The sequence below is a fragment of the Flavobacterium sp. GCM10022190 genome (assembly GCF_042656445.1).
In the GTDB taxonomy this organism is placed as follows: Bacteria; Bacteroidota; Bacteroidia; order Flavobacteriales; family Flavobacteriaceae; genus Flavobacterium; species Flavobacterium nitratireducens.
Genome location: NZ_JBHSOQ010000001.1, coordinates 759,085 through 784,640, shown reverse-complemented (window position 1 = coordinate 784,640; position 25,556 = coordinate 759,085). Strand labels below are relative to the sequence as shown.

General features: G+C 32.7%; 23 protein-coding genes. 11 read left to right on the top strand and 12 right to left on the bottom strand.

What is annotated here, in order from left to right:
- Nucleotides 1-68: 68 nt before the first annotated feature.
- Both dprA and ACFPTQ_RS03425 read left to right on the top strand, forming a co-directional pair.
- Nucleotides 69-1,169, top strand: a complete 1,101-nt coding sequence (gene dprA, locus ACFPTQ_RS03430; protein ID WP_379773889.1) for a DNA-processing protein DprA — start codon at nucleotides 69-71, stop codon at nucleotides 1,167-1,169.
- Nucleotides 1,170-1,261: 92 nt separating this feature from the next.
- Nucleotides 1,262-2,806, top strand: coding sequence for a TlpA family protein disulfide reductase (locus ACFPTQ_RS03425; protein WP_379773887.1), 1,545 nt, complete (start codon nucleotides 1,262-1,264; stop codon nucleotides 2,804-2,806).
- Nucleotides 2,807-2,940: 134 nt separating this feature from the next.
- On the opposite strand, the gene trpS is transcribed toward ACFPTQ_RS03425, so the two are convergent.
- Entirely contained in the window at nucleotides 2,941-3,918 is a 978-nt protein-coding gene (gene trpS, locus ACFPTQ_RS03420; RefSeq protein ID WP_379773884.1) for a tryptophan--tRNA ligase, read from the bottom strand.
- Between the two features lie 310 nt (nucleotides 3,919-4,228).
- Here trpS and ACFPTQ_RS03415 point away from each other — a divergent pair, with 310 nt between their 5' ends.
- Nucleotides 4,229-4,969 carry a lysophospholipid acyltransferase family protein gene (locus ACFPTQ_RS03415; protein ID WP_379773881.1) on the top strand — a complete coding sequence of 247 codons (741 nt, stop codon included), beginning with the start codon at nucleotides 4,229-4,231 and terminating at the stop codon, nucleotides 4,967-4,969.
- A gap of 69 nt (nucleotides 4,970-5,038) precedes the next feature.
- On the opposite strand, the gene ACFPTQ_RS03410 is transcribed toward ACFPTQ_RS03415, so the two are convergent.
- From ACFPTQ_RS03410 to ACFPTQ_RS03375, 8 genes are all read right to left on the bottom strand, one after another.
- A complete protein-coding gene (locus tag ACFPTQ_RS03410) occupies nucleotides 5,039-5,464 on the bottom strand; it encodes a hypothetical protein (RefSeq protein ID WP_379773878.1) in 426 nt (141 codons plus the stop codon).
- Nucleotides 5,465-5,634: 170 nt separating this feature from the next.
- Nucleotides 5,635-6,642, bottom strand: a complete 1,008-nt coding sequence (recA, locus tag ACFPTQ_RS03405) for a recombinase RecA (RefSeq protein WP_278034405.1) — start codon at nucleotides 6,640-6,642, stop codon at nucleotides 5,635-5,637.
- Between the two features lie 179 nt (nucleotides 6,643-6,821).
- Complete coding sequence (locus ACFPTQ_RS03400; RefSeq protein ID WP_278034406.1) at nucleotides 6,822-7,337, bottom strand: acyl-CoA thioesterase; 516 nt, start codon at nucleotides 7,335-7,337, stop codon at nucleotides 6,822-6,824.
- Nucleotides 7,338-7,358: 21 nt separating this feature from the next.
- Nucleotides 7,359-7,742, bottom strand: coding sequence for a DoxX family protein (locus ACFPTQ_RS03395; protein ID WP_278034407.1), 384 nt, complete (start codon nucleotides 7,740-7,742; stop codon nucleotides 7,359-7,361).
- A gap of 5 nt (nucleotides 7,743-7,747) precedes the next feature.
- Nucleotides 7,748-8,896 carry an ATP-binding protein gene (locus ACFPTQ_RS03390; RefSeq protein WP_379773874.1) on the bottom strand — a complete coding sequence of 383 codons (1,149 nt, stop codon included), beginning with the start codon at nucleotides 8,894-8,896 and terminating at the stop codon, nucleotides 7,748-7,750.
- 156 nt (nucleotides 8,897-9,052) lie between these two features.
- Nucleotides 9,053-10,786: an alpha-L-fucosidase gene (locus ACFPTQ_RS03385; protein WP_379773871.1), complete on the bottom strand. Its 1,734-nt coding sequence runs from the start codon at nucleotides 10,784-10,786 to the stop codon at nucleotides 9,053-9,055.
- An 87-nt stretch (nucleotides 10,787-10,873) separates the two neighbouring features.
- Nucleotides 10,874-11,218 (bottom strand): L-rhamnose mutarotase, encoded by a 345-nt coding sequence (locus ACFPTQ_RS03380; protein WP_379773869.1) that lies wholly within the window; start codon nucleotides 11,216-11,218, stop codon nucleotides 10,874-10,876.
- Nucleotides 11,219-11,243: 25 nt separating this feature from the next.
- Nucleotides 11,244-13,166, bottom strand: a complete 1,923-nt coding sequence (locus ACFPTQ_RS03375; protein WP_379773866.1) for a glycoside hydrolase family 97 protein — start codon at nucleotides 13,164-13,166, stop codon at nucleotides 11,244-11,246.
- A gap of 492 nt (nucleotides 13,167-13,658) precedes the next feature.
- Between ACFPTQ_RS03375 and ACFPTQ_RS03370 the strand changes: the two genes are divergently transcribed.
- The 4 genes from ACFPTQ_RS03370 (at nucleotide 13,659) to ACFPTQ_RS03355 (ending at nucleotide 19,257) form a co-directional block, all read left to right on the top strand.
- On the top strand, nucleotides 13,659-14,543 hold the full coding sequence (locus ACFPTQ_RS03370; RefSeq protein ID WP_379773864.1) for a helix-turn-helix domain-containing protein: 885 nt from the start codon (nucleotides 13,659-13,661) through the stop codon (nucleotides 14,541-14,543).
- 217 nt (nucleotides 14,544-14,760) lie between these two features.
- On the top strand, nucleotides 14,761-15,948 hold the full coding sequence (locus ACFPTQ_RS03365) for a phosphoglycerate kinase (RefSeq protein ID WP_379773862.1): 1,188 nt from the start codon (nucleotides 14,761-14,763) through the stop codon (nucleotides 15,946-15,948).
- 108 nt (nucleotides 15,949-16,056) lie between these two features.
- Nucleotides 16,057-18,069, top strand: a complete 2,013-nt coding sequence (locus ACFPTQ_RS03360) for a LysM peptidoglycan-binding domain-containing protein (RefSeq protein ID WP_379773860.1) — start codon at nucleotides 16,057-16,059, stop codon at nucleotides 18,067-18,069.
- 222 nt (nucleotides 18,070-18,291) lie between these two features.
- Nucleotides 18,292-19,257, top strand: a complete 966-nt coding sequence (locus ACFPTQ_RS03355; protein ID WP_379773858.1) for a DUF4837 family protein — start codon at nucleotides 18,292-18,294, stop codon at nucleotides 19,255-19,257.
- On the opposite strand, the gene ACFPTQ_RS03350 is transcribed toward ACFPTQ_RS03355, so the two are convergent.
- From ACFPTQ_RS03350 to rnpA, 3 genes are all read right to left on the bottom strand, one after another.
- Nucleotides 19,254-20,060: an OmpA family protein gene (locus tag ACFPTQ_RS03350; protein ID WP_379773856.1), complete on the bottom strand. Its 807-nt coding sequence runs from the start codon at nucleotides 20,058-20,060 to the stop codon at nucleotides 19,254-19,256. The two genes, ACFPTQ_RS03355 and ACFPTQ_RS03350, sit on opposite strands and share 4 nt — an antisense overlap.
- Nucleotides 20,060-21,697: a S41 family peptidase gene (locus tag ACFPTQ_RS03345; RefSeq protein ID WP_379773854.1), complete on the bottom strand. Its 1,638-nt coding sequence runs from the start codon at nucleotides 21,695-21,697 to the stop codon at nucleotides 20,060-20,062. Before ACFPTQ_RS03345 ends, ACFPTQ_RS03350 begins: the two co-directional genes overlap by 1 nt.
- Before the next feature lie 91 nt (nucleotides 21,698-21,788).
- Nucleotides 21,789-22,175, bottom strand: coding sequence for a ribonuclease P protein component (gene rnpA / locus ACFPTQ_RS03340; protein ID WP_379773851.1), 387 nt, complete (start codon nucleotides 22,173-22,175; stop codon nucleotides 21,789-21,791).
- A gap of 126 nt (nucleotides 22,176-22,301) precedes the next feature.
- Here rnpA and ACFPTQ_RS03335 point away from each other — a divergent pair, with 126 nt between their 5' ends.
- From ACFPTQ_RS03335 to ACFPTQ_RS03320, 4 genes are all read left to right on the top strand, one after another.
- Nucleotides 22,302-23,036: a lysophospholipid acyltransferase family protein gene (locus tag ACFPTQ_RS03335; RefSeq protein ID WP_379773849.1), complete on the top strand. Its 735-nt coding sequence runs from the start codon at nucleotides 22,302-22,304 to the stop codon at nucleotides 23,034-23,036.
- A gap of 10 nt (nucleotides 23,037-23,046) precedes the next feature.
- Nucleotides 23,047-24,033 (top strand): acyl-ACP desaturase, encoded by a 987-nt coding sequence (locus ACFPTQ_RS03330; protein ID WP_379773846.1) that lies wholly within the window; start codon nucleotides 23,047-23,049, stop codon nucleotides 24,031-24,033.
- 173 nt (nucleotides 24,034-24,206) lie between these two features.
- A complete protein-coding gene (locus ACFPTQ_RS03325) occupies nucleotides 24,207-24,857 on the top strand; it encodes an HD domain-containing protein (RefSeq protein WP_379773844.1) in 651 nt (216 codons plus the stop codon).
- Nucleotides 24,858-25,015: 158 nt separating this feature from the next.
- A complete protein-coding gene (locus tag ACFPTQ_RS03320) occupies nucleotides 25,016-25,429 on the top strand; it encodes a hypothetical protein (protein ID WP_379773841.1) in 414 nt (137 codons plus the stop codon).
- Nucleotides 25,430-25,556 lie beyond the last annotated feature (127 nt).

Sequence of the window (25,556 nt, the reverse complement as noted above, 5' to 3'; positions counted from 1 at the left end):
AATTTTATTCACAATTTTTATTAACAATTCAGAAGAAAATTTATACATTTCAATTTCAAATATTTACCATGACAACATCCGAATTATTTTACATATTAGCACTGCAAAAAGTAGAAGGTGTAGGCGACATTATGGCTAAAAAACTAATGAGTCATTGCGGTTCGGCAGAAGCTGTTTTTAAAACCAAAACACAGCAATTGGCAGCAATTGATGGTGTAGGCAGCTCACTATTAAAGAATTTGAAAGATGAAACCGTTTTTGACAAAGCTAATAAGGAATTGGAATACATTCAAAACAACAACATCAACGTTAGTTTTTTTCAAGATGAAAATTATCCAGACAAACTTAAACATTGTGTGGATGCCCCTGTATTACTATTTACTGCCGGAAACATCGATTTAAAAAACCGAAAAATCATCAGTATTGTAGGCACACGCCAAATCACTTCTTACGGAACGGAATTTTGCAAAAAATTCATTGAAGATTTGATTCCGCTTGATCCCGTAATTGTGAGTGGATTTGCTTACGGAGTGGATATTGTAGCCCATCAATTGGCTATGGAAAATAATTTGCAAACCATCGGAGTTTTGGCGCATGGTTTGAACCAAATTTACCCAAAAAACCACAAGAAATACATAGCTAAAATGGAGCTAAATGGCGGATTTATGACCGAATTTTGGAGTTCCAGCAATCCTGATAAAGAAAATTTTGTCAAAAGAAACCGCATTGTGGCAGGTATCTCCGAAGCTACTATTGTCATTGAATCGGCTGAAAGAGGTGGCTCGTTGATTACCGCGAACATGGCTAATGATTACAACCGCGATGTTTTTGCGGTTCCGGGACGGACCACCGACAAATACAGCACAGGCTGTAACAACCTCATTAAAACCCAAAAAGCGAATGTACTGACTTCTGCAGCGGATTTGGTTTACATTCTCAACTGGGACATCAAAGAAGAACCCAAAGCCGTTCAAAAACAACTCTTTGTTTCCCTTGATAATGACGAACAAAAAATATACGACTTTCTCCTAAAAACAGGCAAGGAATTAATGGATATTATTGCTTTGGAATGTGAATTCCCTATTTACAGAGTTTCCAGTATTTTATTGAATATGGAGCTTAAAGGTGTCATTCGTCCTTTACCAGGAAAATTGTTTGAGGCGATTTGAAAGAAAAAACCATAAAAAGAACATATTTTGTAAGAATTTTTAATATCTTCATTTCACCAATTTAACAATGTAAAACATAAAAAAGCATTCTTATGAAACAAAACCATCCATTTTCCTCTTTAATCTCGCAGAAATCATTGATTCTGTTATTACTTATTTCACTAAACACAATTACAACTTTTGCCCAAAAAGCCATTATAAAAGGAAAAGTTGACAATTTCAAAGACGCTGCTTTTAGAATAGTGATACCAAATCGTTACTTTGACCAAGATAATAAAAAAAGTATTTTCAACACGAAAATTGACACATTAGGAAACTTTTATCAGGAAGTAAATCTTTCCAATCCTGAAATAGTTTACCTTCAATATTACAATACAACTTCCAAAAAAAGTCTTTTATACAACTTATTTGTTGCACCTGGTGATGAACTTTCAATTACCATTGATAATACTTTAAAACCAGAAAATGTTAAAGTAAAAGGCAAACACCAAGAGAACAATCAATTTTTAAATATTTCAACCCATATAGATCTTCAAAAATTTAAGGGAGATACTTTACCAGACAACGTTTATAAAGAAATTCAGCAAATAGCTCTTAATAACAAATTACAGTTAGAGAAATATATAAAAGAACACAAACCATCTAAAGAATTTATAAAATACTGGCAAACCAATTTAGAATATATAGCTCCTGAAACTTATTATTCTTTTGAACACAACAACAAATTCACCAATAGAAATGCTTACAAACGTAACATCGATAAATGGAAAGCAAAACGCAATGAATTATTTTCAAAGATCAAAATAAATAACGACGAAGCTTTAAACGCTCCTAATTATCAAAATCTTGTAGGAGACATTTTACTACGCACCAAAGAAGAACTATTGGAAGAAGCATCCGGAGAAAACAAAAAAAACTTTTTTAAAGAGTGGTACAATACATCAATCGAAGAAGGAGATAAACTCTTTAGAGATGACATGACAAATATATTAACTGAGAAAATCATTCAAAAATATTACACAGGAAAATCAGCTGAGTTTGCTTATGTTTTGCTTCTAAATAAATCCATTAAAAAAGAAAACAACAAGAACCTACCTCAAATATTTGAAAATTTTAAAAAGCAATTTCCAAACAGCAGTTATATTTCTGACTTACAACCTAAAATTGATATCATCATCGAGAAGAACAACAAACCCCTAACAGACAAAATGATTTTTGTAAAAAATGGAGAACAGTTCAATTCTTTCGAAGAAGTCATAAACCAATTTAAAGGAAAAACTGTATTGATAGATATGTGGGGAACCTGGTGTGACCCTTGCCGACAAGAAATTGCACAACACAGCGAAACTTTACATGAATATTTCAAAGACAAAGATGTACAATTTCTCTATATTGCCAATTTTGACATTCATAATCCTGAAAATTGGAAAAAAATCATAGCTTATCAAAGTATTGAGGGCTTTCATATTTTGGCAAATTATAAACTAACCAATGATATTATGACTAAGTCAAAAGGAACCGGTTATCCTACTTATATTATTATAAAGAAAGATGGAAGTTATGAACTTTCAAAAGCTGGTTATCCGATGAACAGAGAAACTATCACAAAACAATTGGAAGCTGCAATATCAATGTAAAAAACACATATTTTTTTATCGATAAACCCGACAGCTTTCGTATAGTTGTCGGGTTTAAAATTATCAAAAAACCGCAAATTCGCAAATTAAAAAGTTATATAATTTGCGAATTTGCGGTAAAATATCTAAAAAAACTATCGCTGCTCGAAACCTAATTTCTCTCTCACTCTGGCCAATACACTATCAGCTACAGCCGAAGCTTTCTCAGCTCCAATTTTCAACAAAGTATCTACTTCCTGAAGATTGTTGATATAGTAGTGGTACTTTTCTCTTTCAGTTTTGAATTTTTCACAGATTAATTCAAACAAAGCTTGTTTGGCATGACCATAACCATAATTTCCTGCTAAATAATTAGCGCGCATGCTTGCAATTTGCTCTTCATTGGCTAACAAAGAATAAATAGCAAAGGCATTACAAGTATCTGGATTTTTAGGTGCTTCCAGTGGCGTACTATCCGTTTCGATACTCATGACCTGCTTGCGCAAAGCCTTATCTTCTAAGAAAATATTAATAATATTATTAGCCGATTTACTCATTTTTCCTCCATTGGTACCCGGAATCAACATACTATCATCCTGAATTTTAGCTTCAGGCAATACGAATGTATCCCCCATTTGATGGTTGAAACGAGAAGCTACATCACGTGTCATTTCTAAATGCTGCAATTGGTCTTTTCCTACCGGAACAAACTCGGCATCATACAATAAAATATCAGCTGCCATCAACATTGGATACGAAAACAAACCTGCATTCACATCTTCTAATCGATCGGCTTTATCTTTAAATGAATGTGCTAAAGTCAACCTTTGATACGGAAAGAAACAGCTCAAATACCAAGACAATTCAGCTGTTTGTGGCACATCAGACTGTCTGTAGAAAACTACCTTATTCACATCTAATCCAAAAGCCAGCCAAGCTGCCGCAACACTATACGTATTGTTTCTTAAAACTTCTCCGTTTTTTATTTGGGTTACCGAATGTAAATCGGCAATAAAAAGGAAAGATTCATTTGCTGAATGATTAGATAATTGAATTGCTGGAATAATTGCTCCCAGTAAGTTCCCTAAATGTGGAGTCCCAGTACTTTGAACTCCCGTAAGTATTTTTGCCATTATAATGTATTTCTATCGCTGAAACTTTGTTTCACCACAAAGAAAACAAAGTTTATTCTATTATTCAACCGCAAATTCGCAAATTTTAAAAATTAACTTAAAGCGACTTAACCATATAAGTCATATAAGCAATTCATTTAACTAATTACTTCAATGTACTTTAAACTACTATACAGCATCAAACTCGTAATTAAAAGATATCAATCTTATTCAAAAAAAGTTCATATAAGATAAAACAATAAAAACTTATATGACTTATATGTTTAAAAATAATACCAATAATATTATTCTATTCCTTATTTTTGAGCATATGAAGAGCATCAAAATAATTTTATGGATTTTATGGCGCATTTGGTTTTATATCCTTATGGCTGTACCCATCTTAGCATTTTTCCCTATTTTAATTCTAACTATTTTATCTGAAAAAGGTTATCCTTATTTTTTTAAAATAGCCAGAATTTGGGCCAAATTCATTCTCTTTGGAATGGGATTTTATTATAAAGTAGAAAAAGAACAAGATATCGACCCAAAGAAAAGCTATATGATTGTAGCCAATCATACTTCGATGACGGATATTATGCTCATGCTAGCCGTGATTAAAAATCCTTTTGTATTTGTAGGCAAACAGGAATTAGCTAAAATTCCGATTTTTGGTTTTTTCTACAAAAGAACCTGCATTTTAGTCGATCGTAAAAATTCGCAAAGCCGAATGGCTGTTTTTACGAAAGCGCACAAAAGAATTGAACGCGGACTGAGTGTTTGCATCTTTCCAGAAGGAGGTGTTCCTGATGACGAATCAGTCATTTTAGACCATTTTAAAGAAGGCGCTTTTAAATTAGCCGTTCAACATCAAATTCCCATTTTACCAATCACTTTTGGGGACAACAAAAAACGATTTCCTTACACCATTTTTGCTGGTTCTCCAGGCATCATGCGTGTAAAAATCCATAAACAAGTTGAAACCAAAGGCAAAGACGAATCAGAAAGAAAAGAAATCAGGGAAGCTGTTAGAAATACTATTTACAATCAGCTTTTAATTTTTGAAAAATAAACTTAAAACTAATTACAAAAAAAAAGACTGTCTTTTCAGACAGCCTTTTATCAAATAAATAAAACCATTTTAGTTTGGAGTAGTAGCAGCAGCTACAACAACTTCCACATTTTCAAACGTATCCTCTCCTGCAGAATTTTCTCCTTTATAAAACTTAAAAGTATAAGTTCCCGCTGTTAGAGGCGAAAAATTAAAAGAAACTTCTGTAAGCGCAGGTGTTGAATTATCTGCGCAAGTTTCACCTACCTTTACAGATGAATGAATACCTATTGTTCTTGTATTATTTTCTGAATAATAATAAATGCCACCGTAAATATGACAAGGGGTAGGTTTTTTGTATTTCAACTTGATTTCGTGAGATTGACCTACTTTAAAGGTTTCAGGTAATGTATAACTTTCTACAGGCAGAACCATATAATTATACCTATCTCCTTCATCTAAACTACAACTTAAAAAAGTAGTCATTAAAACTAATAGCAATGCAATTTTTTTCATTTTATAATTTTTTTATGTTAATCATGATTCATTAACAAGACTACTAAACCATAAAAAGGTTGCTTCTTTCAATACATTTTTTTTCAAATAAAATTCGCAATGCCTTGTAGAAACAAAAAAATGCCCGGTATAAACCAGGCATTTCTAATAAATTCTATTATTGAATTGAATTAATTATCAGCTAATTCTTTGATTCTTGATTTAATTTTTTCTTCTAATTCGTCTGCCAATTCAGGATTGTCTTTAATTAACGATTTCACAGCGTCGCGACCTTGCCCTAACTTCGTTTCTCCATAGCTAAACCAAGAACCTGATTTTTTAACAATTTCAAATTCAACTGCTAAATCCAAAATTTCTCCCGTTTTAGACACACCTTCACCGTACATAATATCAAATTCAGCAACTTTAAACGGAGGTGCTACTTTATTCTTAACGATTTTCACTTTGGTTCTGTTACCTAAAACATTTTCACCATCTTTAATTTGTGTAGAACGACGGATATCTAAACGAACAGAGGCATAGAATTTCAAGGCATTACCTCCGGTTGTTGTCTCTGGACTTCCAAACATTACTCCAATTTTATCTCTTAATTGGTTAATGAAGAATACGGTACAATTTGTTTTACTAATCGTAGCGGTCAATTTTCTTAAGGCTTGCGACATTAATCGAGCGTGTAATCCCATTTTAGAGTCACCCATTTCGCCCTCAATCTCACTTTTTGGAGTTAAAGCTGCAACAGAGTCAATTACCACAATATCAATAGCACCCGAACGAATTAAATTCTCGGCAATTTCTAAAGCTTGCTCTCCGTTATCGGGTTGCGAAATGATTAAATTTTCGATGTCAACACCTAATTTTTCGGCATAATTTCTATCAAAAGCATGTTCCGCATCAATAAAAGCGGCAATACCGCCTGCTTTTTGAGCTTCGGCAATGGCATGAAGTGTTAAGGTTGTTTTTCCTGAAGATTCTGGTCCGTAAATTTCAATAATTCTTCCTTTTGGATAACCACCTACTCCTAGTGCTAAATCTACCCCTAGAGAACCTGAAGAAATGGTTTCTACTTCTTCAATGGCTTTATCCCCCATTTTCATAACCGTACCTTTTCCGTAGGTTTTATCCAGTTTATCAAGGGTAAGCTGTAATGCTTTTAATTTGGCTTCTTTCTCTGTACTCATCTTCTATTTCGCTTTTCTATAGTTAAATTATTCTATTTTTCTACTAATTAGAAAATTACAAAGCCTTTACGTTCTTCCTAATTTTTATTAGTTTTTAATTTTTAAGGTTCGTAAAAATACTTCTTTTTTTGATGTTATTTTTCAGTTTGAAAAAAATTTCGAATCAAAAAAATAAAATTTTATGTAAATAAAGCTTTCAACTCTGTTGCTTCGCTAGGTTTCATTTTTCCTGCTAATACTAAACTCAATTGTTTGCGTCTTAAAGCAGCATCGTAACGTTGTTTTTCTAATTCGGTTTCAGGAATAATTGGGGCTACTTCTACTGGTTTTCCATTTTGATCTACTGCCACAAAAGTGTAAATCGCTTCGTTTGCCTTAGTCTTTACACCTGATTCTCTATCCTCCACCCAAACATCAATATAAACTTCCATAGAGCTCCTGAAAGCGCGGGAAACCTTTGCCTCAATAGTCACTACACTTCCTAAAGAAATAGCCTTAGTAAAAGCCACATGATTCACCGAAGCTGTTACGGTAATACATCTGGAATGTCTTTGACCAGCAATACTGGCAGCTCTATCCATACGAGCTAATAATTCACCTCCAAATAAATTATGAATATGATTGGTTTCACTAGGCAAAACCAAATCGGTTAAAATCGTTAAAGATTCCGAAGGATGTTTAGGAGTTAAAGACATGTAATAGTTTATTTTAAAATTTTAGTTTAACCAATATACCGCCATAACTGCGGGTATGTAATAAATAACGATGGTTCTTGCTCCATCATAATCTTTGGCCAATCGCTGACCAAAAAGCATCATCAATAAAGTAATACATGAAAATACGGCACCATAAAAACCAAAGATTCTTCCGTTATTTACGTACAATTCAATACAACCCACAAAACACAAAATTGTTGAAATTAACTCCATAATTACCAAATTAATTAAGGCTAATTTTACATGATTTTTTAAAATTGTTTTTGCAAAATGCCCTTTTAACCAAGTCATGTTATCTTGCCAATAAAATAATTTTTCGTAACTCGACTGTAAAAAAGTAATCCCAAAAAATACTAATAGTAAAAAGGAGGCTGGATTGTTCATAACAATTATTTTTTATGGATTAAACGTGTTAACTTGATAGACAAATCGGTTAAAATGATTTTTGCATTTCCATTGCGTTCAATATGATACATGGCGTCCGAAAGCTCTTTAAAAATATCCTGAATATTATTTCCATTGACAAAGGGAGCAAAATTTTCTAATTTGAATTTATCTACTTTAGGTTCGAAATAGACCAAACTTGGCGCTTCATAATTAAGCAACAAAGCCTGACGAAACATTTCCATACAAAACTGAAGAAATTTTTTCTGTGCTTCCCTACCTAAGGCCGCTATTTTTTCACTCCAAAGTATCAAATCCTGTATCGCAGCAGCATCTTTTTTTGCTTTAAAAGCAGCACGAACCCAAGTAACAAACCATTGTTCAAATGGATGTTCTTCGTCGTTATCGTGTAACAAATGCAAAGCGGCATTAAAATTACCTTGTGCCTGATGCGCCAATTTTGAGGCTAATTTTGAATCAATTCCTTCACGAGTTACCAAAGCATCAGTTATAACCGATTCGCTCAAACCATTGAAATGCAATATTTGACAACGCGAACGAATGGTTTGTATAATATCCTCTTCATTTTCGGCAATCAAAATAAAAATGGTTTTTTCTGGTGGTTCCTCGAGTAATTTCAATAATTTATTAGAAGCAGCGATATTCATCTTCTCTGCCATCCACACAATCATTATTTTATAACCTCCTTCGTATGCTTTTAAGGATAATGATTTTAGAATTTCCTGAGCATCATCAACACGAATTTCTCCTTGTTTATTTTGCACTCCTAATACGGAATACCAATCAAAAAGACCTCCATAGGGATTTTCAAGAACAAAGGCTCTCCAATCGGCAATAAAATCGATACTTTTTGGGTTTTTCTTAACCTCATCGGTAGTAACAGTAGGATAAGCAAAATGCAAATCGGGATGGGATAATTTTTGAAATTTTAGATTACAGGCTTGATTTTCACCCTCATTCTCTCCGTTTGCATTACTACATAAAATATATTGAGAATAGGCAATTGCCATAGCCAAAGTACCGCTTCCTTCTGGACCAACGAACAACTGTGCATGGGGTATTCTTCCCAAATCAGCCGTTCTTGTGAGATGGTTTTTAATGTGTTCTTGTCCTAAAATTTCAGAAAATTGCATGAAGCAAAGATAGCAGAAAATGGATAAGTCTAAAATTTTAGATTATAAAGTTTAAACGTCTAAGTAAGAACCAAATTTAAATTGCTCTTCCATTTTTAAAATAAAAAAAGGCAACTCTAAATGAATTAAAGTTGCCTTAATAGAATAACTCTTTCTTTACTCAATTTCAAAGGTTACAGCTGTAGCAAATGGCATAACCTTAGGACAAGTTATAACTAATCCATCAACTGTTTCTTTCCATTTTAGTTTTCCTTTATATCCCAATAACTTAACGCTTTTCACTTTTTTATTGTAATGATTAGCAGCGGCTGCTAGAGACTTAATTTGTATTTGAGTACTTGGTTCAGGAACATTCATACAAAAGGCATATAGTTTATTGTTTTTACCAATTGTAAATCGGATATCTTGTGAATTGAACTTAAATTCGGCTTGACTACGACCTAATTTCCCACCCGGAAGCATTTTTAACTTCCCATTGATTATTTCTCCTTCAGCTGGAATTACCCAGGCATGACTTCCGTAAACGGCTTGACCATTAATTCGCATCCAGTTTCCAACTTCTTTCAACATCTTTTGACTCTCTTCATTTATTGAACCGTCAGGTAAAAGTGAAATACATATCGCTGCATTTCCATCACGTGCGATAGCTTCAATAATATAACGAATCATCATTCCTGAATCATAGGTGAAATCTGGCGCATAAAACCAATCTCCTACTGGAGCCTCGGCAATCCAAGGCTGATCTTTTTTAATGGGAGCTGGTATTCCAAATTCTTCGGTATTTACTGTTCCATTAGTTATGTTTCTAAATTTAACAATACTAAAAGTATTAACCTTCCCTCGACGTTCCAAGCTGCGGTTGTAAAAATCGGCTATGACCGTTTGCATCGCATTTGCTTTAAATCCAGTACCTGTTCCATTACCAGTAAAAGGTCCTTGTACTGTACCATCAGTATAAATAAAATCGGGGTCGTAATTTTTCACAACATCCATCATTCTTAAAGCCCAATTGGTTGCAAACCATTTTGCATACCCTAAATGATTTGTAAAAATGCCAGCTGGTGGTGGTGACCAATCAGTATGTGCATTTTCTTCAACCCCTTTGTATTCTCTTAAATCAACTCCATAAAGCATTTTAGGATCAAATCCTTCCCACCATTTTCCTTTACCATCAGCTAATGTTAAATTTCCATCATAAGGAATCCCTTTTTTAGGCCCTTGTTTATCGCTTCCAAAAGCAGTTTGCCACCACCACCAGGTGTATTCATGATGAAAAGTAACGCCAAAACGCATTCCATTTGCTTTACAAGCTTTTGCCCACTCTCCAATTAAATCTCTCTTAGGCCCAATATTAACAGAATTCCATGGCTGGTATTTTGAATTCCATAGGTCGTAATTATCATGATGTACTCCTTGAATCATTAAAAAACGAGCACCTGCATCTTTGTAAATTTTAGTCAGTTTCTCTGGATCGAGCTTAGTAGGATTCCAATCCCTCAAAACTTCTTTATAACCTACTTCAGAAGGATGTCCAAATCTTTTTATATGGTTATGATAAGCTTCTTTATTTGATTTATAAAGATTTCGGGCATACCAATCCCCACTTTCTCCAGCTGCTTGAGGACCAAAATGAACCCAAATTCCAAATTTGGCATCACGAAGCCATTCTGGTTCTTCAGGATAATTCTTTTCTATAGATTCCCAAGTTGGTTCAAAAGGCCCTTTTGCAATAGGAATAGCAATCTGTACTTCTGGAAATTTCTCTGAATCACCCAGAGGCACACTATTGATTGCCAAAGGTGCTGGAACAACTGGCATCGGGTATTTGTCCTGTGCATGCAAGTGAAACTGACAGACCGTAATTAAAGCTATTATAATTTTTTGTTTCATTGTAATTAATTGAAATTGAATTTAAAACACAGTTCTAATATCAGAAATACACATCCTAAACTTAAAACAACTTATTTAAGCAAAATATTAACTTAGTTTAAAAATTTGCTCCATTTGCAGCCACTTCTCTCCATCTTTTGCCCCGGGTGGTGCTTGCTGAAATTGCCACATTAATTTTTCCCATTCCTGAACTTTCGGATTTTCGGCATCCATCTTTTGTTTGCGCTCTGGAGAAAAAGTTTCATCTACTTCCATTATCATAAATAAACGGTTAGCAAGTAAATAAATTTCCATATTGACAATACCAGCCTCCTTGATACTTTGAGTGATTTCAGGCCAAGCATTACCCTTGGCATGATATTGTTTGTATTCTTCGATTAACTTGGGATTATCTACTAAATCGCAAGCGAAACATAATTTTTTAGAATTCATAAACTTATTTAAAATAATACCTGAATTAATATTTATCTAATACAGCAACAAATCCACCTCTAGGAAGACATTCTACATTGACAACATCCCCTTTTTTTACCTTCAAAACTTCTGTATCAAATGATTTATCATTTTCACCGTCTTTAATAAGTTTTAAAGTGTAATCACCTTTGTCCAGAAAATCAAATGAAACGGTTAATGTTTGTTTTTCCTCTTTTCCGTTAATTCCTCCTAAATACCATTGATTCCCTTTTTTGCGTGCTATTACAGCTTTTTGTCCTGGGTATCCGTCTACCAGTTTAGTGTCATCCCAAGCTACAGGTACATTTTTTAGAAATTCCTTAGGTTCTTTAGGCAAATCATAATAAGCTTGAGGTCTATCGGCAAAATGTTGAAAACCGGATTCAAAAACTACTGACAGAGCCAATTCATGACCATAAGAAGTAATATGAGGATGCTGAGAATCAGAAAAAGTTACTGGAGTATAATCCATCGAACCAATTACATTTCTAGTAAATGGTAATGTTGTATTATGAACAGCAGCCTTATTTGTTAAGATAGGCTTATTGTTATACCATTCAGCTCCATAAACAGCTTCGGTTGTCATTAAATTTGGATAAGTACGAGCCCATCCTCTTGGTACGGTTGCCCCATGAAAGTTAACCATTATTTGGTATTTTGCTGCATCATTCAAAATATCGATATAATATTTCATCATATCCTGCTGATCTCCATTAAAAAAATCTACTTTAATACCATAAACACCTATCTCTTTTAGCCAAGCCAATTCTTTATTTCTTTTCTCAGATGTTAACATACGGTCAACCGGAGTTGGCTCAAGCCATTCAGTACCTGAATTATACCACATTAAAGGTTTGATACCTTTACTATTTGCATACTTTACAGCCGCAATGATATCTCCACCATTAGTCATTACATCCCATTCCCAATCAATAAGTACGTAAGGCCACTTCATTTCAACGGCTAAATCAGTAAATTCAACCACTTTTTGATAATCTTTAGAACCATGATTAAATGCCCAATATATCCATGAAACAGCTCCTGGTTTGATCCAGCTTGTTTCTTTTAATTTTATTGATTCACTAACATCGGTAATTAGAGTTGACTCAACCACATCAGACAATTGCCCCATGATTATGGTGTGCCATTGTGAAGACCATGGCAATGTCGTTTTTACCCCTACTTGCTTGAAATCTTCTCTTGTTGGAGGATAAGTAACTTTATAATGATTTGGATTTTGAATGTTTGTTAATCTAGCAGCACAATTATTTTCTGTAATATTTGCTTCTGATAGCAATACCCAAACAGGACTAGTATTATTTATTTTAAACAAAGCTGGAAATCCCCATACTTGTTTATTGTTTTCCCCTTTTCCTGTCTCCGAAAAAGGAAAGAATTCTTCATACGAATTTTGAAATGGTTGCACCCAACGATAAGTAGTTTCAGGAATTACATAAGTAGTAGTTTCATCAACAATTTCAGTAACCGAATTAGACTTCTCAGTAAATTCATAACGAAATGCAACCCCGTCATTATAAACTCTAAAAACAATATTGATTGGTTTATTGTTTGAATTTACATATTTAAGCACCTTTTCGTTACCTAAATTCCCACACGATTTCCTTTTTCCAGAAATCATTTCATATTTTTCGTTGATTGTTTTAGACTTTGATACACTAATAAACTTTAGATTATCTGAAAATTGTTGATCCTTACGAATTATTCCCAAAGGTGAATTTGGAATTACCTCAGTATATCCCGATTGATTTTTGTATAAAACTTTAAAATAGACCTGACCAAATGATTCTGAACCAGATTTATTCTCAACAACTACTTTGATATTTTTATTTGGGGAGATGATTTCCTGAGCTTGTAAAGAAACCAAAGTCAATGTAAAGAAACATAACGTTTGAAAGATTTTTTTCATAATTGTTTATAAATTTTTACTATATAAAACTACTAAATACACTAATAATTATTCTATTCATTTTTTAAAGAAAAAAAGAGTCCATAACATGGAAAACATCTAATAAACTTGCAGAAAATTAAATTTTTAGTACGTAAAAATCACTAACAAACACATCATACTTATCTACAAATCACATTGAAGGATTTTGTTCTTAAAATTTCTAATATTTAATCATCAAAATCCTCTCAATTTTTTTAAAAATTATCTATTTCCGATAAAAGCAACACTATTTAGATTATTTTTAAAAAAAACTTTCTTCTAATAAAGATAATTTTTTGAATCATAATTTTCATTATTAAAAATTTTAACAATAAAAATTACTTTTTTATTATTTTTGGATAAAAAAAATAAGAATAAAAAAACAAATATAGAAAACACTCTATCTGACTTTTTTATTTAAAACCGATTTTTTATTATACAAAACCGACTTTTTCTAATTAATTACAAATTATGTCTAGAAACATTAGTAAATATCACTTTTCGTTATTACACATTGATTATGTAAAACTTAATCACAACTGGAATTATAGTAATGTCATAAGTCCTTATTATCGTATTTACTATATAGACGACGGAATAGGCTACATTTCAGACAACTCTGGACGATTAACTTTAGAACCTGGTTTTTTATATTTGATACCAAGCTTCACCATTTGCAACTTAAACTGCAAAGAATACTTAAGCCAGTATTTCATTCAATTTTTTGAAGAATCACCTGATGGAATTTCTTTATTTAACCAAAATAGATCAGTAATAAAACTTCCGGCTAGCGAAATGGATATAAACCTCATCAAGAGAATGTTGCAAATAAATCCAGGAAGAGGTATTAACCGTTCAGACAACCCAAAAGTATACGAAAAAGAAGCATACTATAAAGAATATAAGTCTTTAAACAATAATATGAAAATTCATCAAAAGTTTGAAAATCAAGGAATTATGCTTCAATTAATTTCAAGATTTTTAGACAACCCCATTTTTAAACAAAAAAGCAATACAGCTACTCCTTCAAAAATATTAGACAGCATGAGTTACATACAATTAAACCTAAATAAAAACCTAACAGTTGCAGAACTTGCCGAAAGAGTAAACCAAAACCAAGATTATTTTTCGAAACAATTTCTTCAACATACCGGACAAAGACCCTTGAATTACATACATGAAAAAAAAATTGAGAGAGCTCAATATCTTATTGCTACTACCAATAAAACATTTTTAGAAATCGCTTTAGACACTGGTTTTTCTAACCTTCAACACTTTTCGAAAATATTTAAACAAATTGTAAGTCTTACACCTGGAGAATACCGCAGTAAAAATGATTTTTACCTCAACAATTAAAACGCTAACTCCATTTTAAAAAAGCACCAATTTCTCATCTACAAAAAAATGTCATTAGAAATATTTTTTTCAAATTGACAACTATAAATCAAAATAATTGAGTATTTACATCGTTTTCGTTATAAAAAAAAGGATTTTTTAAAGTTTTGAAATTTTATAGTACTAGAAAATTTCTATATTTGTTTCACTTTCAAAAAAATAATCTAAAATTAAACTAATGAAGACTTTAAACGATTTTGATTTTAACAATAAAAAAGCGATTATCCGTGTAGATTTTAACGTGCCTTTAGACGAAAATTTTAACGTAACCGATATTACTCGTATAGAAGCTGCTAAACCTACCATTTCTAAAATTCTTGCAGATGGAGGAAGTGTAATTTTAATGTCTCACCTAGGGCGTCCAAAAGGAGCTGAAGATAAATATTCATTAAAACACATATTAAAAACAGCGAGCGATATTTTAGGTGTACCAGTAAAATTTGCAGCTAACTGTATCGGTGATGTAGCAAAACAAGCAGCAGCAGAATTAAAAGCAGGTGAAGTTTTATTGTTAGAAAATCTACGTTTTCACAATGAAGAAGAAGCAGGTGATGTTGCTTTTGCAAAAGAATTAGCTTCATTAGGAGATATTTATGTAAATGATGCATTTGGAACTGCGCATAGAGCACATGCTTCTACTACAATTATTGCTCAATTTTTCCCAACAGCTAAATGTTTCGGTTATTTATTAGCAAAAGAAATTGAAAGCATCAACAAAGTATTAAAAGACAGCGAAAAACCAGTAACAGCTATTTTAGGAGGTTCTAAAGTATCTTCAAAAATTACAGTTATCGAAAATATCCTTGACAAAGTAGACCACATGATTATTGGTGGAGGAATGACATTTACATTTGTTAAAGCGCAAGGAGGGAAAATTGGAAATTCTATCTGCGAGGATGACAAACAAGAATTAGCCCTTGAAATTTTAAGATTAGCTAAAGAAAAAGGAGTACAAGTTCACATTCCAGTTGACGTAGTTGCTGGAGATGATTTCTCTAATAACGCTAATACTCAAGTGGTAGATGTAACTAACATTCCTGATGGATGGGAAGGTATGGATGCTGGACCAAAATCATTAGAAGCTTTCGAAAAAGTAATTATGAATTCAAAAACAATCTTATGGAATGGTCCGTTAGGAGTTTTTGAAATGGAAACTTTTGCAAAAGGGACTATCGCTTTAGGAAACTTTATCGCTGCTGCAACAGCTAACGGAACATTCTCTCTTGTAGGTGGTGGAGACTCAGTTGCTGCCGTAAAACAATTCGGTTTTGAAGACAAAATGAGTTATGTATCTACAGGTGGTGGAGCAATGTTAGAGATGTTAGAAGGTAGAACTTTACCTGGTATTGCCGCTATTTTAGAATAAAAAATAACACTTTTAACAATTTTTATTGATTTTTTTAGTTTTTACCTCTTAAGTTTGCAAAAACAGATTTGTAACCACTTAAAATTAAGGACGTTGACAATTAAAAATATGAGTATAAAAAAAATCACTATATCATTTTTTCTATTACTATCAATTCCCCTGTTTTCACAAGAAATTGTTGAAAGCAAGGGAGTTGCTGTTTTAGAAACCAAGCTTTCTTATCTGGACTCCATCAAACGTAGCTTTGTAAATGATGACATGGCTAGTTGTGTGGATAGTTTATGGACCAAAGAATTAACCGATTTAAACATCTATAATGAACTTAACAAAGATATTGAAAGCATTAATACCGATGAGAAAGTTGATTATGAATTGCCAACAGAACTATTAAAATCAAGATTGGAAGCCATGAATGCTAAATCACCATTTAACATTCAGTACAATCAAGGATTAGAAAACATCATTAAATCGTTCTTAAAAAACAGAAAAAAATCCTTCGAACGACTAATGTCTATTTCTGATTATTACTTCCCAATGTTTGAAGAAGTATTTGCTAAAAACAACATTCCATTAGAAATCAAATATTTAGCAATTGTAGAATCTGCATTAAATCCAAAAGCTGTTTCCAGAGTAGGTGCCACTGGAATTTGGCAGTTTATGTATCATACCGGTAAACAATACAACCTTAATATTGACTCCTACATAGACGAACGTAGTGACCCATTAAAAGCTACCAAAGCGGCGGCACAATACATGGCAAATATGTTTGAAATTTTTGGGGACTGGGAATTGGTTTTAGCCTCTTATAATTCTGGACCAGGAAACGTATCTAAAGCAATTAGACGTTCTGGAGGACAACAAAACTTTTGGAGTATTAAATCAAATTTACCTAAAGAAACTCAAGGATACGTTCCTGCTTTCTTAGCAACGATGTATTTGTACGAATACCATAAAGAGCATGGGATTAAACCTAACAAAGCCAATCTGCAACACTTTGCTACCGATACGGTAATGATTAAAAAACAGATGTCTTTTAAACAAATTTCCGATTTACTTGATGTGCCTATTTCTCAAATTCAGTTACTAAATCCTTCTTATAAATTAAACGTAATTCCGCAATATCAAGATCAAAATCAATACTTGCGATTACCAAAAGAAAAAATTGGGCTTTTTGTTTCTAATGAGGACAAAATTTACGCTTATATACAACATGAAGCAGAATTAAAAAACAACAATCCTTATTTTAAAAACATAACTCCTAACACTGCAATTGCAGCTGCTCCAGTAGAAAAAATTGTTTTCCCAAAAGGAAGTGCAACGCAATATTACAAAGTCAAAAAAGGGGACAATTTAAGTGCTATTGCTGCCAAATACAATGTTGACATCAATGACTTAAAGAAATGGAATCGATTGAGCAGTAATTCGCTTTCGTATGGCAAAGTACTCACCATAGTAACTTCAGAAAAAGACAACACCACTGCCATAGCAGAAGTTGACAATAAATACAGCAAGGTTGAAAAGGCTAAAAAAGAAATTAAGGCCGACTCGATCATTGCAAGTAATAAAACAAGCAATTACATTGTTCAAAAAGGAGACAACTTAAATACCATTGCCGAAGAAAATAATGTAACAGTAGCTCAAATTAAAGAATGGAATAAACTTACTGGAAACACGATTCAAGTTGGAATGAACTTACAAGTGTCTACTAAAGAAATCGAAGCTAACGAAGTTGCCGCTGCAAATCCTGCAGTCGAATTAAAAAACATTGAATACATCGTTCAAAAAGGAGACAATCTGAGTACTATTTCAAAAAAGTTTGGAACTCCAATTAACGATATAAAAGAATGGAACCATTTAGCCGATAACAATATCGCTTTGGGTAAAACATTGATTGTTGCCAAAGACGAAATTGCCATAAATACCGCTAAAGCCACTGCAGCTACTTTTAAGAAAAACAAATTAGAAAGTGCTGCTTTGCAACGTGACTATTTAGTCAAAAAAGGAGATTCTTTATTTAGCATTGCAAAAAAATCAGGCGTAACCGTTTCAGATATTAAAAAATGGAACGATATTAAAAATGAAGATATCAAACCTGGAATGAAATTAAAAATTGGAGGTTAATATCGAAAATACAATACTAAAAAGGCTTTATTGATAAAAAAATAAAGCCTTTTTTGCTTCTAAATGGCATTTTATTAATCATTTTGCAATTCATTTAAAAAAATGGAACGATATTAGCGGTGTAAATTCGAAAGAAATCATAACCGATAAAATCAAGATTCACATTTTTTATCCTATCGTTACAATCGTAAAATGAATAAAGTCCATTTTATATTAGTATGCATGTCGCTTTTTTTTGTTTCCTGTAAACAAGAAAATACAGACCCTAAGAAACCAAATGGGAAAATCAATACCATATCGGTAATTATTGATGATTTGTTATGGAATGGTGAAATTGGCGACAGCATTCGGAATAAATTTGCTTCCCCAGTTATTGGATTACCTCAAGAAGAACCGCTCTTTACTATCAATCAATTTCCAGTAAAATTAATGGAGGGCTATTTGACGGATAGTCGCAACATTATTGTGATTAAAAAAGACACGAATGAAAATTTTAATATCCTAAAAGACAAATACGCTACGCCACAAAACATCTTTCAAATCTCGGGTAAAACCGCTGATGACATCTTGTGCCTAATCCAACAACATGCTCCTGAAATTATAAAAAAAATTCATCAAACCGAAATTGAAGAATTACAACGTCAACACAGGAAATCACTTTTAGATTCTAAATATTTCGAAGATAAATTTAAAATCAAACTAGAAATGCCTACCAGTTATCAATTAATGGTACAAAAAAAAGGCTTTGTTTGGTTTAAAAAAGAAATCATCAGTGGTAACACCAGTATTTTAATCTATGAAGTTCCTTTAAATACTATCGAAAATAAATTAAATAAAATTTCTCACATCATCAAAATGAGAGATTCGATAGGTAAATTATACATTCATGGTAAGGAAGAAAAAACAGATATGATTACTGAAGAGGCCTACGCTCCCTATTTTTCTAACATAGTACTCGATTACAAAAGAGCTTATGAAACTAAAGGCACATGGGTACTCAAAAACGACTTTATGTCGGGACCTTTTATCAATTATGGAATTGTCGACAAGGCGAATAATAGAATAGTGGTATTAGAGGGATTTTGTTACGCTCCTTCAAAAGAAAAAAGAGATTTGATGTTCGAGACCGAAGCTATTATAAAATCGACTGAAATCATCAAAAAACAAGCTCAAAAGAAAACCAACTAGTTTTTGGTAATTAAAAACTCGACCCTGCGATCATAATCATCTCCTTTTCCTAAAGGAAATTGATTACCCAAACCACGGTAAGTCATTCGTAAGCTATTGATATTTTTAGAAATTAAATACCTAAAAACACTTTTGGCTCTATTTAAAGACAACTTTCTTTCCTTGGTAGCAAAATCAATAGCATCTTTATACGTGCTTGGGGTACAACATACATGACCTCGGATTTCAAATTCGATATTCTTGTTTTTCAAAAGGATTTCGGCAATTCGGTCAAGCTCTTTTTTAGAAGCTTCAGTAAGTTTACTACTACCCAATTCGAAGTAAATATCTTCTAGAAAAATTCGATCTCCAATTTCATGATGATCATGAAAAGAATTAAACATCCCTTTTCCGAAACTATTTTTCTTCACAATTAATAAATCTACTCTTCGGTTTTTTGAGCGAACATCTTCTAAACTTCCACCTGAAAAATTATCAATTAACACACGGCCCTTACCTTCAATCATTACGATTTTGCTCTTATTAAAACCGTTTGCCGTTAGTATTTCACGAACCGCATTAACCCTATTTTGAGATAATTTTAAATTGTAATTATTATCGCCTCTATCGTCACAATAACCATAAATTTGAATCGATTCAAGTCTAGAAGTATCGATTTTTTGAATAAAATCAATAATAATTTGTTCTTGAACGGCATCGATTGTGTATTTATCAAATTCAAAATATACCGTACCAATCTTTTTTTCTTGAGAAAAAACATTCCCAAAAACAAGAAAAGCAAGTAGTAGAATTGACGTTTTCATCACATTTTTAAAATGTTTCTGTAAGTAGCAACATCGTTCAAAATCTTAACCGATTTTTTAATCTCTGAATTGGTTCTCATATAATACGCATAAAAACCTTCTTGATATTGATATCGTTTAATAATTTCCTCTAAAAGTAAATTCTTAATTTCTTCCTGATTAGTATCGATTTGAGCCTCCGACGATTTTTGAACTGCTGCCAATAACTGATTGTATTCGGAAATAATAGCGGCATCAATTGCCTCTTTTTTTGCCAGTGCCAAAGTGTTTTTCAATGACTCTTCGGTTTCAGTATCTAAATTAATCTTTTGACTTTTCAAAAACTGTTTAAAATCCTGAAAATCAGCATTAGTGAAATTTGGTATTTCATTACCCAAATTGGGATGCTTATAAAAATACGTAGTGGCATAATTAAAAATACCCTCGTTTTTAATCAAAGCATTAGCGATCACACTGGTTTTTGATTCTGGCATTTGGACATCTGGCAAAATCCCTCCTCCATCATAAACTGTTCTTCCTTTGCGCGTTTTAAACGAATTATAACTGGTTTCTTTTGTTCGTATGGCCAAACCATTTTTGTCTTTATGCGCATAATCCAAAGCCTGAATACATCTTCCAGAAGGCGTAAAATACCTTGAAATGGTCACTTTTAACTGGGTGTTATAGGTTAAATCAATTGGTTTTTGAACCAAACCTTTCCCAAAACTTCTGCTACCTACAATAACGGCACGATCTAAATCCTGTAGTGCCCCCGAAACAATTTCCGAAGCCGAAGCACTCTTATCATTGACAATAATTACCAATGGAATATCCAAGTCAACAGGATCAAATGCGGTTTTATAAGTGTTATTGTGTTTTTCGTTGATGGATTTGGTGGTTACAATCACCTCATTCTTTGGCACAAACAAATTACAAATATTTACTGCTTCGTTTAATAGTCCCCCAGGATTGTTTCGCAAATCCAAAACAATTTGCTGTGCGCCTTGTTTTTTTAGTTCTAACAAAGCTTCTTTAGTTTCATTAGATGCTTTTCGGTTAAAACGACTTAAAACAATATAACCTGTTTTATCGTCAATTTTTGCAAAATAGGGAACCGACTTAATTTCTACCTCATCCAAAGTTATTTGAGTGGAATACAACTTCCCTTGACGCAGGTATTTAATATCAATTTTTGTATTCTTTGCACCTTTTAATAACTGAGAAGCATCTTCTTTTAAATCGGCCATTTGTATGTCGCCAATTTGTACTATCTCATCTCCAGCCTTAAAACCAGCTTTATCGGCTGGGAAATTTTTATATACTTCACGTAAAATTAATTTCCCTGATTTTTGAGTTATTAAAGCGCCAATTCCCGTATACTCCCCGGTATTATTGATCTTAAATTTTAATACATCTTGTTCATTAAAATAAACCGTATACGGATCTAAACTGGCTAGCATCCCTTTGATAGCGGTATCCATCAATTCGCCTGGATTGGTTTCATCTACATAATTGGTATTCAATTCCTTGAATAGTGTCGTGAAAATTTCGATTTGCTTAGCAATTTCAAAAAAATCATCTTTAAAACTAGAACCAATGAAAATAAAAGCCGAAGCGACTACAGGAATGATGTATTTTTTTTGGAAAGAAAATTTCATAATATTATTAATTGTGAATTACTAAAATAACAATTTATCAGTAATAAAAAGGAAATAGAATAACTATCTAAGTAATTAATAGTAAACCAATTTAGGGGTTTTCTTTTTTTAAAACCTGAGCCACAAACTTTTCAAACAACTGAATGGTTTTGGTATTAATCTCATCGTAAGACAAACGCTCTTTGGTTTGATAAAAAAACATAAAGCAATACGGTTTATCTAAATTATCTAGTAGAATATGCTTATTTAAACGATAGGTTTCGCGAAGAATGCGTTTGAAACGATTTCGATCCACTGCTTTTTTAAAATACTTTTTAGAAACCGAAACACCCATTTTGATTTTCTCATTTTCATTCAACGTCCCCGAATGATACACCAAACGCAAGGGATATTTAGAAACTGATTTTCCTTCAGAGAACAACAATCCAATGCTGATTTTGCTTTTAAGTTTTTCGTTCTTTGGATAGTTAAAGTTCATTTAGTGTCTAATAAATATTATAATTTAGACAACAAAGGTACAATTTAACGCTAAACCTACTTATTATTTAGGTTTTAAATACCGCTAAAAAATTATTTCATACTTTTGCAGCTAATTTTTTTTAAAATGCAAAAACTTATTTCCTATCCTATATCGGTTATTTATTATTTGTGTTTTGGACTTACATTAGTCATTTTCCACCCTATTCAATGGTTTTGCCTCAATGTTTTTGGGTATCAGGCGCACAAAAAAAGTGTTGATTATTTAAACTTTTTTTTGCTAAAATGTACTAACTTAGTAGGAACAACCTATTCATTCAAAAACAGAGAACTTATCCCTGAGGGAGTACCTTTGGTATTTGTAGCTAATCATCAAAGTATGTACGATATTATCGCCTTGATATGGTATTTGCGTAAATTTCATTGTAAATTTGTAAGTAAAAAAGAGTTAGGCAAAGGAATCCCAAGTGTTTCTTATAACTTAAGACATGGAGGAGCTGCTTTGATAGACAGAAAAGACCCTAAACAAGCGATTCCCGAAATAAAAAAATTAGGAGATTATATTGAAAAGAATACACGATCAGCAGTAATTTTTCCAGAAGGCACCCGAAGCAAAACCGGAAAACCCAAAGAATTTGCTCAAACTGGCTTAAAAATATTGTGTAAAAGCGCACCATCCGCATATATTGTTCCTGTAAGCATTAATAATTCATGGAAAATGGTAAAATTTGGTTTTTTTCCTGTTGGTTTAGGAAATCATCTTACCTTTGTAATCCATAATCCACTTAAAGTGAGCGATTATAATTTTCCTGAATTAATGGAGAAGACGGAAAGTGCAGTAGTAAAAGGAATACAATTTTAATACATATAAAATGTCAATAAAAAACATTCGATTAGAAGTTATGCAGTTTTTGGAAAAAAACGTGACTGGCTACATGGATCAATACTTGATTCCAGTGGAACAAATCTGGCAGCCATCGGATTTTTTACCGAATTCTGAAGGAGATAATTTCTTAGAAGAAGTAAAAGAATTACGCGAAATCTCAAAAGATTTACCTTATGATTTTTGGGTAGCTATGGTAGGTGACATGATTACCGAAGAGGCACTTCCTACCTATGAAAACTGGTTAATGGAGGTAGAAGGAGTAGATAATGAAGGAAGAAACGGTTGGTCTGCTTGGGTACGTCAATGGACCGGTGAAGAAAATCGCCATGGTGATTTGTTAAATAAATACTTGTACTTATCAGGTCGTGTAAACATGCGCGAGATAGAAATGACAACCCAACACCTTATCAATGACGGTTTCGACATTGGTACAGGTAGAGACCCATATAAAAACTTCGTTTACACTAGTTTCCAAGAATTAGCTACTTACGTTTCTCATAACCGAGTTTCGCAATTAGCCAAAAAATATGGCGATAAGAAATTATCAAAAATGTGCAAAATGATTGCTGGAGACGAAATGCGTCACCACCATGCCTACAGTCACTTTGTGAGCGAAATTTTCAAAGTAGATCCAAGCGAAATGATGCTTGCTTTCCAATACATGATGAAAGCTAAAATCGTGATGCCAGCACATTTCCTAAGAGAATCAGGTGCTAAAATAAGTTCGGCATTTGAATTGTTCTCTGATTCTGCACAGCGTATTGGAGTTTATACTGCTCAAGATTATGTTGAAATTATGCAGAAATTGATTGACAAATGGGAAATTGAAAAAATATCTGGATTAACTGATGAAGCCGAAAAAGCTCGTGATTACTTAATGAAATTACCAGCAAGAATGGCTAAAATCTCTGAAAGATTGGTTATCCCTAAAGAATCGCACATTTTCAAATGGGTTGAACCTGCAAGATTATAGATTTCAGATTGAAGATTAACGATTTTTGATTTCAGATTTGGTTTGAAATAGAAAAATGATTTTTGATTTTTTCAATTGAAATTACCATTGAAATTGATTTTTGCTATTAATATATACTGCTGATTTTTGAGGTTTAGACTTTAAAAATCAGCTTTTTTATTCCAAAGCTACACATGAACACAGATTTAATAAATAACACCATCCTTTTTGTAAAAAAACAATTAGAAAATGCCGAAGGCGGACACGACTGGTTTCATATTGAAAGAGTATATAGAAACGCTTTATTAATTGCTCAAGAGGAAAAATGCGATTTGCAAATCGTGCAATTAGGCGCATTACTTCATGATATAGCCGATAGTAAATTTCACAATGGCGACGAGTCTATTGGCCCAAAAATAGCCCGTGAGTATTTAGAATCGCAACAACTTGGTTCTGAAAAAATCAGTAATGTTATTGCTATCATTGAAAACATTTCATTTAAAGGCGGAAATTTTGAAAAGAAATTCAGTTCGATAGAATTAGATATCGTTCAAGATGCTGATCGTTTAGACGCTATAGGAGCCATCGGAATAGCTCGCGCATTCAATTATGGTGGTTTTAAAAACAGAGCGCTATACGACCCTAAAATTGCCCCTAAATTAAACATGAGTACTGAGGAATACAAAAAGAGCCAAGCGCCTACCCTCAATCACTTTTACGAAAAACTATTATTGCTTAAAGACAAAATGAATACTACTACAGCTAAAAAGATTGCTGAAGAAAGGCATCGTTTCATGGAAAGCTTTTTGGCTCAGTTTTATGCCGAATGGGATGGGGTAAAATAAATCTTGGAAAAAATTAATTGCTTTATAATTAATTTCAATTGCATATATTCATGCATTTTAACAGTTTACTTGTTGTTTTTACCGCAATTAACAAATATTTATGAGCGCCTACTTTCAAAAATTGTATTTGAAAAATTAGCTTTGCATCAGAAATGAGAATGAGAATCAAACATATTCTAACTTTGTGTCTGCTGTTACTTATTAGTAACAATAGCTTGTTTGCTCATACTCCAGCCAAATCGTTCATTTCTGTTCAAACATCAATTCAAGATGAGTCGGTTTTTACCAAAAAAATCCAGCTTTCGGACTTGACAGATATTACTACTCCAACAAAAGAAACCGAGGCAAAAAAAGAAATAATTACGGATTATGAAGAAGAAGATTCTGAAATCCTAAACGGTAAAAAACAACTTGAAAAAACGATTTCCTATATCGCATTTTCAAGCTCATTACCAACCTATTTTTTAACGAATTACAACTTTAACTCTTTAGCAAAGTCCTTTTGCAAAGCGTTTTTTTATTTACCATCATTTACCTCACTTTACATCATCTTCGAGGTATTTCGTATTTGATTTTTTCTTCTTAGTAAGCAACTCCTTTTGTTGGTTATTCCAACTTTATTTCTTGCCGTAATTAAAAAAGCAAGCAAATAGAGCGCAATTTGCTGTTGTTTATCATTTTCACAACAAAAACAATCCT

Bases quoted from the DNA above. Each gene is read 5' to 3' on its own strand.
- dprA (WP_379773889.1), top strand. From the start codon at position 69: ATGACAACATCCGAATTATTTTACATATTAGCACTGCAAAAAGTAGAA.
- ACFPTQ_RS03425 (WP_379773887.1), top strand. From the start codon at position 1,262: ATGAAACAAAACCATCCATTTTCCTCTTTAATCTCGCAGAAATCATTG.
- trpS (WP_379773884.1), bottom strand. From the start codon at position 3,918: ATGGCAAAAATACTTACGGGAGTTCAAAGTACTGGGACTCCACATTTA.
- ACFPTQ_RS03415 (WP_379773881.1), top strand. From the start codon at position 4,229: ATGAAGAGCATCAAAATAATTTTATGGATTTTATGGCGCATTTGGTTT.
- ACFPTQ_RS03410 (WP_379773878.1), bottom strand. From the start codon at position 5,464: ATGAAAAAAATTGCATTGCTATTAGTTTTAATGACTACTTTTTTAAGT.
- recA (WP_278034405.1), bottom strand. From the start codon at position 6,642: ATGAGTACAGAGAAAGAAGCCAAATTAAAAGCATTACAGCTTACCCTT.
- ACFPTQ_RS03400 (WP_278034406.1), bottom strand. From the start codon at position 7,337: ATGTCTTTAACTCCTAAACATCCTTCGGAATCTTTAACGATTTTAACC.
- ACFPTQ_RS03395 (WP_278034407.1), bottom strand. From the start codon at position 7,742: ATGAACAATCCAGCCTCCTTTTTACTATTAGTATTTTTTGGGATTACT.
- ACFPTQ_RS03390 (WP_379773874.1), bottom strand. From the start codon at position 8,896: ATGCAATTTTCTGAAATTTTAGGACAAGAACACATTAAAAACCATCTC.
- ACFPTQ_RS03385 (WP_379773871.1), bottom strand. From the start codon at position 10,786: ATGAAACAAAAAATTATAATAGCTTTAATTACGGTCTGTCAGTTTCAC.
- ACFPTQ_RS03380 (WP_379773869.1), bottom strand. From the start codon at position 11,218: ATGAATTCTAAAAAATTATGTTTCGCTTGCGATTTAGTAGATAATCCC.
- ACFPTQ_RS03375 (WP_379773866.1), bottom strand. From the start codon at position 13,166: ATGAAAAAAATCTTTCAAACGTTATGTTTCTTTACATTGACTTTGGTT.
- ACFPTQ_RS03370 (WP_379773864.1), top strand. From the start codon at position 13,659: ATGTCTAGAAACATTAGTAAATATCACTTTTCGTTATTACACATTGAT.
- ACFPTQ_RS03365 (WP_379773862.1), top strand. From the start codon at position 14,761: ATGAAGACTTTAAACGATTTTGATTTTAACAATAAAAAAGCGATTATC.
- ACFPTQ_RS03360 (WP_379773860.1), top strand. From the start codon at position 16,057: ATGAGTATAAAAAAAATCACTATATCATTTTTTCTATTACTATCAATT.
- ACFPTQ_RS03355 (WP_379773858.1), top strand. From the start codon at position 18,292: ATGTCGCTTTTTTTTGTTTCCTGTAAACAAGAAAATACAGACCCTAAG.
- ACFPTQ_RS03350 (WP_379773856.1), bottom strand. From the start codon at position 20,060: ATGAAAACGTCAATTCTACTACTTGCTTTTCTTGTTTTTGGGAATGTT.
- ACFPTQ_RS03345 (WP_379773854.1), bottom strand. From the start codon at position 21,697: ATGAAATTTTCTTTCCAAAAAAAATACATCATTCCTGTAGTCGCTTCG.
- rnpA (WP_379773851.1), bottom strand. From the start codon at position 22,175: ATGAACTTTAACTATCCAAAGAACGAAAAACTTAAAAGCAAAATCAGC.
- ACFPTQ_RS03335 (WP_379773849.1), top strand. From the start codon at position 22,302: ATGCAAAAACTTATTTCCTATCCTATATCGGTTATTTATTATTTGTGT.
- ACFPTQ_RS03330 (WP_379773846.1), top strand. From the start codon at position 23,047: ATGTCAATAAAAAACATTCGATTAGAAGTTATGCAGTTTTTGGAAAAA.
- ACFPTQ_RS03325 (WP_379773844.1), top strand. From the start codon at position 24,207: ATGAACACAGATTTAATAAATAACACCATCCTTTTTGTAAAAAAACAA.
- ACFPTQ_RS03320 (WP_379773841.1), top strand. From the start codon at position 25,016: ATGAGAATCAAACATATTCTAACTTTGTGTCTGCTGTTACTTATTAGT.